Here is an 11,297-nt window from a genome sequence, read left to right on the forward strand (position 1 = left end):
ATCGTCATTGCGAGCGTAGCGAAGCAATCCAGCAATGCATCCGTGGAGACACTCTGGATTGCTTTGCTATGCGCGCAATGACGGAGCGTGAGGAACGCGGGGCTACCCCACAGCTCCCGACGACCTTAGCTGCTTGATCGCCGCCTCGTTGTATCCCGCGCCACGCAAAATCTCGTCACTGTGCTCGCCGACGCCGGGCGGCTTGCGCGGCTGGACCTTTTTGGCGCCGTCGATCCAGATCGGGCTGGAGATGGTGAGCATGGTGTCATTCTCGAACGGGACCAGTACCTCGTTGTCGAGCATCTGCTTGTCGTTCGGGATGTCGTCGAGAATGGCGACGACGCCGAACACGAGGCCGTTGCCGTCGAGAATCTTGCGCCAGTCGGCGAGGTCCCTGGTCGCGAACGTGTCGTCCAGAATCCTGATCAGCTCGACCGAGCGGGCGTGACGGTCGGCCTTGGTGGCGAAGCGGGGATCGTCGATCAAATCCTCGCAGCCCAGGCAGCGTGCCAGCGTCGGCCACTGCCGCTCCTCATTCAGCAGCGACAGGATCAGCCAGCGCCCATCCTTGCACTGATAGTGGTTGGCGACCGCGTTCAGCGCCCGCTCGCGCGGCCGCCGTTCGCCGAACTTGGCGCCACACAGTTTTGCCTGCGCCAGCACGCTCGCCGCCCACACCCCGTTCGCCATCAGATTGGAGGCGACATGCGAGCCCTTGCCGGTCTTTTCGCGCTGATAGAGCGCGGTGACGATCGCGCCGTAGAACGCCATCGCACAGGGGTGGTCGCCCATGCCGGCGACCGAGCGGGCCGGCGTCGTGTCGGTGTCGGCGCGGACGAGGTCCATCAGGCCGGAGCGCGCCCAATAGGCGTTGCTGTCGAAGCCGGGCTTGTTGGCCTCCTCGCCCTTCTCGCCATAGCCGGTGAAGGAGGCGTAGATCAGCCGGTCGTTGAGATGGGCGAGGTGGTCATAGGTGATGCCGAGCTTGGCGCGCACCGGCGGCGGCATGTTGGTGATGAAGACGTCGGCCTCTTCCACCAGCTTGTAGAGAACGGCCTGCGCTTCGGGCCTGGACAGGTCCAGCGCGATGCTCTTCTTGTTGCGGGCCTCCAACAGCCACGCGAAATTGTGTTCGCCGGTCGGATAGCCGGGCAGGTTCGGCAGATTGCGATAGGGGTCCCCCGTGCCGGGCGGCTCGATCTTGACGACCTCGGCGCCGAAATCCGACAGCACGGTCGCGGCCGCGGGCGCTGCGATGAAGCTCGCGCAATCCAGAACCTTCAGGCCCGCAAAAATGCCTTTTTCCATCGCGGCGTTGCTCCCTCGCTCTTGTTGTTTCCCGCGCGCTGGAATTGGCGCGAGGCATATCATCGGAGCATTAGACCGATGTTTCGGCGGGATGCAACGGCACCAGGTGCAGGGCTCGTTCATGTGATCCGTCACCCTGAGGTGGCCGCGATGCGGCCCTCGAAGGGCGACGGCCCCGATGCATGTGGGTCGTACATCCTTCGAGGCCTCCGCTACGCTCCGGCACCTCAGGATGACGGGGATGGCATTACGCGCGCTTGCGGCTTTGCAGCGGCCCTCACTCCTCCCCCGCAAGCAGGGCAGCGTTGCCGCCGGCGGCTGCGGTGTTGATCGTCACGGTCTGCTCGGTCGCAAAGCGCGCGAGGTAATGCGGACCGCCGGCCTTGGGGCCGGTTCCGGACAGGCCGTTGCCGCCGAACGGCTGCACGCCGACCACGGCGCCGATCATGTTGCGGTTGACGTAGATGTTGCCGATTTGGACACGGTCGATGATGGCTTCGACCGTGTCGTCGATGCGGGAATGAACCCCGAGCGTGAGCCCGTAGCCGGTGCGCGCGATTGCAGCCAGCACACGTTCGAGGTTTTCGGCGCGAAAGCGCACGACGTGGAGGATCGGACCGAACACCTCCTCGGTGAGCTGGCCGGCATCCCTGAGCTCAAAGATATGCGGCGCGACGAAGCAGCCGTCGGGCGCATGGCCTGCAAAGTGCAGCCGCGCTTCGGTCTTCATCCGCGCGATGTGCGCATCGAGCCGCTGCTTGGCCTCGAGATCGATCACCGGCCCGACATGGGTTGCAACGTCGGCGGGATCGCCGATCTTCAGCTCGCGCGCCGCGCCCGCAATCATCTCGATCATGCGGTCGGCGACGTCCTCCTGCACGAACAACAGCCGCAGCGCCGAGCAGCGCTGGCCGGCGGAACGAAATGCCGAGGTCACAACGTCGTCGGCGACCTGCTCGGGCAACGCAGTCGCATCCGCGATCATGGCGTTGATGCCGCCGGTCTCCGCGATCAGCGGCACGATCGGCCCGCCCTTGGCGGCGAGCGTCCGGTTGATCAGCCGCGCCACGTCGGTCGAGCCGGTGAAGACGACGCCCGCGATATCCGCATGCGCGGTCAGCGTGGCGCCGATCTGGCCGTCGCCGGGGACGAGATGCAGCGCGCTCGTGGGGATGCCGGCCTCGTGCAGCAGGGCTACGGCCTCACGCGCGATACGCGGCGTCTGCTCGGCAGGCTTGGCCACCACGCTGTTGCCGGCCATCAGCGCCGCCGTGACCTGGCCCAGGAAGATCGCCAGCGGAAAATTCCACGGGGAGATCGCGACGAAGACGCCGCGGCCGCGCATGGCGAGCACGTTGCTTTCGCCGGTCGGGCCCGGCATGAGGCTATCGGTGCCGAACAGCTTGCGGCCCTGCGCGGCATAATAGCGGCAGAAGTCGGCGGCCTCGCGCAGCTCCGACAGCGCATCGTCGAGCGTCCTGCCGCCCTCGGCTTGCAGCAGCGCGATGAAATGCGCGCTCCGGCTCTCCAGCAGATGCGCGGCCTGCTCAAGCGCCGCCGCGCGCACCGCTGCCGGCGTCCGGCTCCAGGCCGTAAAGCCGGCGCGCGCTGCGGCGATCGCCGCATTGGCCCGATCCGCCGTTGCTTCAGTGATGGGCTTGAGATCGGCTGCCCCGGTCTTGACGTCGGCCAGCAACCGGTCAAGCGCAGCACGCGCGCCGAATTCGACGCCGCGCGAATTGCGCCGCTCCGGCGCGAACAGATCGCCCGGCAGCGGAATTTTGGGATGGGCCGCCTGTTGCGGGCGGACGATGGCATCGGCCGGTCGCTGCAACAGCGCCTGGACCGGCACGCGATAATCGGCCGCCTGCGCCACGAAGGAGGAATTGGCGCCGTTCTCCAAAAGCCGCCGAACCAGATAAGCGAGCAAATCGCGGTGGCTGCCGACCGGCGCATAGGTGCGGTAGGCGATATCTGGGTGATCCTTGGCGAGCTGCTCGTAGAGCGCTTCGCCCATGCCGTGCAGGCGCTGGAATTCGAAACCGCCGCCGCTCCCGGCCATCTCCAGCACGGTCGCGACCGTCAGCGCGTTGTGGGTGGCGAATTGCGGGAAGATGCGCGGCCGCAAGGCCAACAGTTGTGACGCGCAGGCGACGTAATTCAGATCCGTCATCGCCTTGCGCGTGAACACGGGATAGCCGTCGAGCCCACGCTCCTGCGCACGCTTGATCTCGGTGTCCCAATAGGCGCCCTTGACCAGCCGCACCATCAGCTTGCGGTCATGCGCGCGGGCGAGCGCGTCGACATAGTCGATCACGGCGCTGGCGCGCTTCTGATAGGCTTGGATCGCGAGGCCAAATCCGTCCCAGCCTTTGAGCGAGGCATCGGCGAGTGTCGCCGCGATCACGTCGAGCGACAGCTCCAGCCGGTCGGCCTCCTCGGCATCGACGGTAAAATTCAGATCATGCGCCTTGGCGCGCCGCGCGAGGTCCAGCAGCAGCTGCACCAGCTCGGCCATCACGCGGTCGCGGCTGATCGCCTCGAAGCGCGGATGCAGCGCCGAGAGTTTCACGGAGATGCCGGGCCGGTCGGGCAGGGGATGGGCGCCGGCCGCCTTGCCGATGGTGTCGATCGCACTGGCATACGCATCGAAATAGCGCTTGGCGTCGGCCGCCGTGCGCGCGCCTTCGCCGAGCATGTCGAAGGAGTAGCGCGGCTTCTGGCCGGAGCGCGGTTTGCCCCGCTCCAGCGCTTGCTCGATGGTCTCGCCCAACACGAAATGATTGCCCATCAGCCGCATCGCCTGGCGCGTGGCGGTGCGCACCGCCGGCGCGCCGAGCCGCTTCACCAGCCGGCCGATGGTGCCGTCGGGCGTCTCACCGGGCTGGATCACCCGCGCCGACAGGCCGAGCGCCCAGGCTGAGGCGTTGACCAGGAACGCCGTGGACTTGGTCTCGTGATGGATGAAATCGCCCTCGCCGAGCTTGTCCTCGATGAACTGGTCGGCGGTGCGGGCGTCCGGCACGCGCAGCAGCGCCTCGGCCAGCACCATCAGCGCCAGCCCTTCCTTGGTCGAGAGCGCGAACTCCCGCAGCATGTCCTCGACCCCGCCGAGCCGGTCGTCGCGCTTGCGGATCGCCTCGATCAGCCGCGTCGCGGTGCGGTCGATCCGCGCCGCCTGCGGCGGGGGCAGATGTGAGGCCGGCAAAAGGCGCGCGGCAATCTCGGCGTCATCGGGCGCGTAGGGGGCGGAGAAGGGAGGCGGGATGTCTGGCATGGCGTGTCCTGTGGCTGAAATCCAGGATAAGGCCCGCATGACCGTGGTTCGATAGACAAATTAGCAAATTTGCCTTAGAAAGTGAAGGTAGGTGGTAGATTAGCCGTAGAAAATATGGAACTTGATCGAATCGACCGGAAGATCCTCGCGATCCTGCAGCAGGATGGGCGAATCGCCAATGTCGAACTCGCCGAGCGCATCGGGCTGTCGCCGACCTCGGTCGGTGAGCGGCTAAAGCGGTTGCAGCGGGAGGGCTTTGTCGAGGGCTATGGTGCACGGCTCAATCCGCACCGGCTCGGCCTCGGGCTTCTGGTGTTCGTCGAAGTGCTGCTCGACAAGACCACGCCCGACAATTTCGAGCGCTTCGCGCGCGCGGTAAAACTCGCGCCCGAGGTGCTGGAGTGTCACATGGTTGCAGGCGGCTTCGACTATCTTGTGAAGGCGCGGCTTGCGGACATGACCGCCTATCGGCGCTTCCTCGGCGAGACCCTGCTGTCGATGCCGGGTGTGCGCGAGACGCGAACCTATGCGGTGATGGAGGAGATCAAGCGCGACGCACCGTTGCCGGTGGACTAACGAAATGCCGTCGCGATTGTCATTGCTGTGGCGTTGAACAAGCGGTCTTCGCGGAAAAATAGCTCTCCTTGTGCAATCGCAACGCCTGTCGTCGAATGCACTGGCCGTCTTCTAAAATTTTCTTGGCCCGCTCCCGGATCAATCCGGGAGGCAGCAAAAAGCTGGCGGGCTTATACTTTGAGGTTCTCTGCGGAGGTCTTGCCCCGGTTTGCGATCTCTTCGTATTCCACCGTCTGTCCTTCGTTCAGGGACGACAGACCGGCTTTCTGCACTGCCGAGATATGCACGAACACATCCTTACCGCCCGACGCAGGCTGGATAAATCCATAACCCTTCGTCGGGTTGAACCACTTGACCGTACCTTTAGCCATCACGACTTCTCCGCGGGTCTTCCTCCGAGATCTCGAACCGCCAGTCCCCGCCAACCGGCCGGTTCGGTCCTAACAGGATACGCGGAATGTGGCCGGCTTGGTAGCTCAAACCACATCGGCCTTTCGCCGAATTCCGCTCAACTTCGCGGCGTTTTTACCGGTTTTGCCCGTTTCGCGGTCAATTGGTCCGCGCGCCGTCAATAAGTCGCGGCCAGATAATCGACGATCTTGCCGACATCGGCATCGTCGATCGGTGCGCCATAGACCTTGATCATCTTGGTCACCTCGGCTTGCCAGAAGCCCTTCCTGTCCTTCATCGGCGGCTGCGTGGCGACGTAGTCGGACGAGTGGCAGGCGGTGCAATTGCCTTGCACCACCTCGAGATTTGGCCCTGGCTTGAACGCCGCGACCTCATCGGGGGTCTTGTAATTGACCGACGCTGCAAGTGCCGAACCCGCCACGGCGGCGAAGGCGAGCGAGACGGCGAGGAGAACGGTGCGCTGCATGATCATTCTCCCTCAGGCCACGCTGACGCGAACGGTTTCGACGACGTTGCGTAAGTAACCCGCGGGGTTCCAGCGCGGCGTATCCGGCTGTGTCTCGCCGCCATTGCCGGTGGCGCGGACCTTCAGCTCGACGGTGCCTGCCGCGAGCTTCACCGGCAGCATCCATTCGCGGAACGAATATTTGCCGAGATCCTTGCCGAGCTTGGCATTGGTCCAGGTCTTGCCGCCGTCGGTAGAGACTGCGACCTCCTTGATGCCCTTGCCGCCGTCGAAGGCGATGCCGCGCAGCGTCGTGCGTCCCGCCTTCAGCTTCGCGCCGTCGGCAACGTTGGTGATGAAGGAGCGGATGGTGAAGCGGTTGATCGGGATCGTCGCCTTCGGCGCGGTGCCCGGCTCGATCGCATTGTTCGGCGTATCGGGAATGCGATAGGCGGACTTCATCCAGAAGCCGTCATAGACATTGTCGATGACGGTGATCTCGTTGAGGTGCTTGACCCAGTAGGTGCCGTAATAGCCGGGCACGATCAGGCGCAGCGGAAAGCCGTTGAGGAACGGCAGATCCTCGCCGTTCATGCCAAAGGCCAGCATCACCTCGCCGTCGGTGGCGTGGTCGAGATCGAGCGCCTTGACGAAATCGGGCGTCTTGTCGCTGACCGGACCGTCCATGCCGTTGAAGGTTACCTGCTTGGCGCCGCTCTGCACGCCCGCCATCTCGAGCACGGCCTTCAGCGGGACGCCGCGCCAGCGCGCATTGCCCATCGCGCCGTTGGCGAGCTGGCCGCCGGCAACGCGCGGCTCGACGAGGCCGCGGCTGTTGCCCGAGCACTGGTTGACGGCGACGATCTCGCTCGCCTTCATCTTCCTGATGTCCTTGAGCGACAGCGTGAGCGGCTTGTCGACCTTGCCCTTGACTTGAAGCGTGAATTTGTCGGGGTCGAGATTGTAGGGCAGGTCGGAGAGGTGATAGCGCACGAAGAATGCGTTATTCGGCGTGATCGGGCCGTCGTTGAATATCGCGAACGGCGTCTCGAGCTGCGGCGGCCGGCTGGTCAGGCCGATCATCGCCCGCTTCTGCGGATATTTCACCAGCGGCCGTTCGCCATTGGCGAAGGGGAGCGTGACGGTGTCGAGCGCCAGCGCCCTGGTGGAATTCAGTGTGGCCGCAACAGCGGCAAGGCCCGCTCCTTTGAGCAGGTCGCGTCGATCAAACATTCTGGTCTCCTCCCGGAGCTTTTCGTTGGACCTGCGGTCATCACCGCGATCCTGCGTCCATCTGTCTCAACCATTTGGTTGAAGTCAATTCGTGCTTTCGCAGCAGGCCCATGCCGCTGCGTTGCAGCAGAGCGGTGTTACGCGGTGACCGAATTTGGTTGGTTGACTCGATCTCGCCGCGGGCTCGCTTAACCTCTCCCGCTTGGGGGAGAGGTCGCGCCGAAGGCGCGGGTGAGGGGTCTTTCCTCCTGGGGACTGTCCCGTCGTGGAGGCACCCTCTCCCCAACCCACTCCCGCAAGCGGGAGAGGGAGCGCACTTCCCGTGTAGCTTGCGCGTTAGGCGGCGACGCGCTCGCTGCGATCAACCAGCGCCGTCAGCCCCCTCGCATCCGCAACAACGCGCACGGCCATCGGCTCGTCGCGGCCGCGGATCGCGACCTCCTGCTGGGGCAGCGCGTCGTCGGCAAGGCCGGCAGTGCGGCGGACCTCTTCCGAGACGATGGCTTCGCAGGCCAGTGTCTTGGTCATGTCCTGGAGCCGGGCGGCGACGTTGACGGCATCGCCGAGCGCCGTGAAGACGATGTGATCGCGATAGCCGATGTCGCCGATGATGACTTCGCCGCCGTGGATGCCGATGCCGAAGCGGATCGGTTGGCGCAGATCGTGGCTCAAGAGCTCGTTGAGCTCGTCGATATGCCTGGCGATGCTGCTAGCGGCCTTCAGCGCCTGCCGGCAGGCCTCGTGCGGATCGGTTGACAGGCCGAACAGCGCCAGCATGCCGTCGCCGACGAACTGGTTCGGCTGCCCGCCATTCTCGATCACGGCCTGCGACACCGCGCCGAGGAAACGGTTGACGATGAAGACGGTGTCGAACGGCAACCGCTTCTCGGCGAGCTGCGTCGAGCCGCGCATGTCCACGAACAGGCTGACGAGATAGCGCTCCTGGCCGATTCGCGCCGGCGCCGACGCGTGCGCACTCCCCGGCAGCGTGTGCGGCATGAAGAGCTGGAAGAAGGAGAGGTCGGAGTCGGGCCGAAGCTGGCAGGCGAGCCGGATCGAGGGATCGGCGGTGCCGACACGTGCGAGCACGAAGGCCTCGCGCTGCGAAGGTCCGGGGAGGGCGGCATGATCGCCGATGATGCGGATGCGGCAGGTCGAGCAGCGGGCGCGGCCGCCGCAGACGCTCGCATGCGGCACATTGTGGCGCAGGCTCGCTTCCAGCACGGAGAGGCCCTTGGGCACGCGCACCGTCTTGCCGTTGCCATAGGACAGCGCGATCATGCCGCCGCGCCGTTCGCGCAAGGCGCGCACGCCTCTTGCGAGCAGCACCACGCCGAGCAGGCCGAAATAGCCCATGACGAGGCCGCTGCTGATGCGCTCGAGCACCTTGTTTTCCGCAACCGTGCCGACCTGTTGCCTCGTATAATTCGTCTTGCGCCAGTCCGCGTCGTCGCTGTCGGCGGCAACGCTGCGCCCGCTCTGGTAGATGCCGAGCATCGCAAGCGTCGGGATCAGGACGGCGGCGGCGAGCAGATAGGGCGCGGCGCGCGTGAAGAAGGTCTTCATGCGCAGCCAGAAGTATATGCCGACGCAGCCGTGCACCCAGGCGACCACGAGCAAGATCGTCATCTGCCAGAGCCGGGCGGGCGCCAGGACGAAGAACAAATAAAGCTCCTGCGGATAAAGCTTCTCGTGCCCGTAGAGCGTCAGGCCGAGCCGTATCCCGATCACATGCGCCATGACCAGCAGGGGGATGCTGAGGCCCAGCACGAGCTGAAGCGGCTCGACGGTCTTCCAGCGAAACTCGCGACGCTGATACAGCGCGAATACACCGAGCCCCGCGTGGATCAGCGCGGCTGCGTAGAACACGATCGTCACGGGCAGGAACTGCCAGAACAGGACGTGGTAATAGACCCCGGCCTCCATGGCATCGACCGAGATGTTGCCGAGCGCATGGTTGAGGAAATGGCTGACCACGTAAGCGAACAGGATGATGCCGCAGACCAGCCGCACCTGCCGCGCGCTGGTGGCGCGGACGAGCTCGGACAATCGTGAGGATGCGGTGGCGGCCATGATTCGGTTCTATCAGCTCATGAAGGAGAACAGCCAGCGTAGCGTTTAATTCCTGGTGTGGACAGGTTGTGAAGTCACATGCCGGACAAGGTTACAGAACCGTAGGGTGGGCAAAGGCGCGCCCTTGCACGCCATGCCCACCATCTGCACCCGTCCTGTCCGCTGTCGTCCCGGGTCGCGCTTCGCTTGCCCGGGACGACAGCGGAGAATGGACCGCCACCCCGACATTGACTCCCCCTCCCAGGTTGGCGAAAAGCCCGGTCGTGACGACAGCCCTTGACAAGACCGCCCCCTCCAGCGCCGCGCGCCGGCCCCTCGTCATCGCCGCGCTGGTGATCGCCGCAATGACGCTGCTGCGCATCGTCTACGCCTCGGGAATCGAGCTGCGCACCGACGAGGCCTATTACTGGACCTGGTCGAAGGAGGCTTCGCTCAGCTTCCTCGATCATCCCCCGATGATTGCCTGGCTGATCCGCTTCGGCACCGCGATCTTCGGCGACACCGTGCTTGGCGTCCGCTTTGGTGGCATCGTCGCGATGCTGGTGACGCAGCTCCTGCTCGCCGACATCGTCCGCCGTCTCACCCATGATGCCCGCGCGATCATGTTCGCGGTGCTGATGCCGGAGGCCGCGCTCTATTACGGCCTGCTGATGGCCAAAGTCGCCCCCGACGTCGCCATGATCCCGTTCGCGGTGGCGATGATGTGGTCGCTGGTTCGGCTGGTGCAAAGCGGCAACGGCCGCTGGTGGCTCGCGGCCGGGCTGTTCGCGGGATTGTCGATGCTGTCGAAATTCACCGCGATCATGTTCGCGCCGGCGGTTGCCGCGTTCCTGTTGGTGCCGGATTGGCGCTGGCGATGGCTGCGCAGCCCGTATCCGTATCTCGCGGTCCTGATCGCGATCGCGGCATTTTCGCCGGTGCTGATCTGGAACGCGCAGTACGATTGGGCCTCGTTCCGTTTCCAGGGCGTGCGCGCCACCGCCAATTACGGCATCTCGCTGCGCACCATCGGCGACTACATCGGCCTGCAATTCGGCCTCGTCGGCTTCGTGATGCTGCCGGTGGTGCTGACCGGGCTGGTGCTGACGGCGTGGCGCGGCTATCGGACGCGCGAGCCTGTCGCGATTTTGCTGTCGACCGCGGTGCTGGTGCCGTTCCTGTATTTCTTCTTCAAGTCGCTGACGCTGCGGGTCGGCGACACCTGGCCGATGTTCATGTGGCCGGTCGGCTTCGCGGCGGCCGCCATCAATCTCGTCATGCTGTCACGCGAAAACCGGTCGGCGCGGTTGATCCGGTCGAGCCTGTTCTGGGTGAAGACCGCGGTCGCCTCAGGCATTGCCTTCGTCGTCATCGTGTTCCTCTATTACGTCGCCGCGCCCTGGAATCTCCTCGGCAAGATCGATCCGATCGGCGCGGAAGCCGGCTACGAGCAGGTCGCCGCGCGCGCGCAGGCCGCACTCGATGAGACCGGCGCGACCTGGATCGCCACCACGGACTACCGCACCTACGCCATGATGCGCTGGCTGTTCAGGGGCCGCGTGCCCGTGATCGAGCTTAACGAGCGCGGTCGCTTCCAGGATTTTGCCGACCCCGGCATGGACCGGATCAAGGGCCACGCGGGCATCTATGTCGGCCGCGAGCCGGACAATCGTTCGTCGCTATGGGAGAACATCCCGGCCAAGCGAGAGCAACTTGGCCAGGTCGAGCGGCGCTGGCGCGGCCTCGTGATGGACACCTACGTGCTGGAAAAACTCACCGGATGGACGCCGGAGCTCTCACCGCCAAAGGACTCGCCGCTGTTTCACTGGAAGGTGCTGGCGGGGGAATTCGGCGCGAAACTCGCTCGTCTTCTCTTACCCACCCCTGGAGGGGGAGGGTCGATCGCGCGCAGCGCGAGCGGGGTGGGGTGATCTCTCCACATGGGCACTGTCCGATGCGGAGAGACCGTCACCCCACCCCGCTACGCATTGCGCT

At 65.2% G+C, this 11,297-nt stretch carries 8 protein-coding genes; 2 read left to right on the forward strand and 6 right to left on the reverse strand.

What is annotated here, in order from left to right; translation table 11 throughout:
- Window positions 1–102 precede the first annotated feature (102 nt).
- Together I3J27_RS06530 and putA are read right to left on the reverse strand one after the other, a co-directional pair.
- Window positions 103–1,308, reverse strand: a complete 1,206-nt coding sequence (locus I3J27_RS06530; protein WP_270166682.1) for a CaiB/BaiF CoA transferase family protein — start codon at window positions 1,306–1,308, stop codon at window positions 103–105.
- Window positions 1,309–1,585: 277 nt separating this feature from the next.
- Window positions 1,586–4,585, reverse strand: a complete 3,000-nt coding sequence (gene putA / locus I3J27_RS06535; protein WP_270166684.1) for a bifunctional proline dehydrogenase/L-glutamate gamma-semialdehyde dehydrogenase PutA — start codon at window positions 4,583–4,585, stop codon at window positions 1,586–1,588.
- A gap of 114 nt (window positions 4,586–4,699) precedes the next feature.
- On the opposite strand from putA, the gene I3J27_RS06540 reads away from it, so the two are divergent.
- Complete coding sequence (locus I3J27_RS06540) at window positions 4,700–5,161, forward strand: Lrp/AsnC ligand binding domain-containing protein (RefSeq protein WP_270166686.1); 462 nt, start codon at window positions 4,700–4,702, stop codon at window positions 5,159–5,161.
- Between the two features lie 170 nt (window positions 5,162–5,331).
- On the opposite strand, the gene I3J27_RS06545 is transcribed toward I3J27_RS06540, so the two are convergent.
- The 4 genes from I3J27_RS06545 to I3J27_RS06560 form a co-directional block, all read right to left on the reverse strand.
- Window positions 5,332–5,532 carry a cold-shock protein gene (locus I3J27_RS06545; RefSeq protein ID WP_008134691.1) on the reverse strand — a complete coding sequence of 67 codons (201 nt, stop codon included), beginning with the start codon at window positions 5,530–5,532 and terminating at the stop codon, window positions 5,332–5,334.
- Between the two features lie 197 nt (window positions 5,533–5,729).
- Complete coding sequence (gene sorB / locus I3J27_RS06550) at window positions 5,730–6,038, reverse strand: SorB family sulfite dehydrogenase c-type cytochrome subunit (RefSeq protein WP_270166698.1); 309 nt, start codon at window positions 6,036–6,038, stop codon at window positions 5,730–5,732.
- Between the two features lie 12 nt (window positions 6,039–6,050).
- A complete protein-coding gene (gene sorA / locus I3J27_RS06555; protein WP_270166700.1) occupies window positions 6,051–7,250 on the reverse strand; it encodes a SorA family sulfite dehydrogenase catalytic subunit in 1,200 nt (399 codons plus the stop codon).
- Window positions 7,251–7,586: 336 nt separating this feature from the next.
- A complete protein-coding gene (locus tag I3J27_RS06560) occupies window positions 7,587–9,323 on the reverse strand; it encodes an adenylate/guanylate cyclase domain-containing protein (RefSeq protein WP_270166702.1) in 1,737 nt (578 codons plus the stop codon).
- Window positions 9,324–9,667: 344 nt separating this feature from the next.
- On the opposite strand from I3J27_RS06560, the gene I3J27_RS06565 reads away from it, so the two are divergent.
- Window positions 9,668–11,233: a glycosyltransferase family 39 protein gene (locus I3J27_RS06565; protein ID WP_270172590.1), complete on the forward strand. Its 1,566-nt coding sequence runs from the start codon at window positions 9,668–9,670 to the stop codon at window positions 11,231–11,233.
- Window positions 11,234–11,297 lie beyond the last annotated feature (64 nt).

It is taken from the genome of Bradyrhizobium xenonodulans (assembly GCF_027594865.1).
Classification (GTDB): domain Bacteria; phylum Pseudomonadota; class Alphaproteobacteria; order Rhizobiales; family Xanthobacteraceae; genus Bradyrhizobium; species Bradyrhizobium xenonodulans.

Coding starts and splice junctions, on each gene's coding strand:
- I3J27_RS06530 (WP_270166682.1), bottom strand. CDS start 1,308: ATGGAAAAAGGCATTTTTGCGGGCCTGAAGGTTCTGGATTGCGCGAGC.
- putA (WP_270166684.1), bottom strand. CDS start 4,585: ATGCCAGACATCCCGCCTCCCTTCTCCGCCCCCTACGCGCCCGATGAC.
- I3J27_RS06540 (WP_270166686.1), top strand. CDS start 4,700: ATGGAACTTGATCGAATCGACCGGAAGATCCTCGCGATCCTGCAGCAG.
- I3J27_RS06545 (WP_008134691.1), bottom strand. CDS start 5,532: ATGGCTAAAGGTACGGTCAAGTGGTTCAACCCGACGAAGGGTTATGGA.
- sorB (WP_270166698.1), bottom strand. CDS start 6,038: ATGCAGCGCACCGTTCTCCTCGCCGTCTCGCTCGCCTTCGCCGCCGTG.
- sorA (WP_270166700.1), bottom strand. CDS start 7,250: ATGTTTGATCGACGCGACCTGCTCAAAGGAGCGGGCCTTGCCGCTGTT.
- I3J27_RS06560 (WP_270166702.1), bottom strand. CDS start 9,323: ATGGCCGCCACCGCATCCTCACGATTGTCCGAGCTCGTCCGCGCCACC.
- I3J27_RS06565 (WP_270172590.1), top strand. CDS start 9,668: ATGACGCTGCTGCGCATCGTCTACGCCTCGGGAATCGAGCTGCGCACC.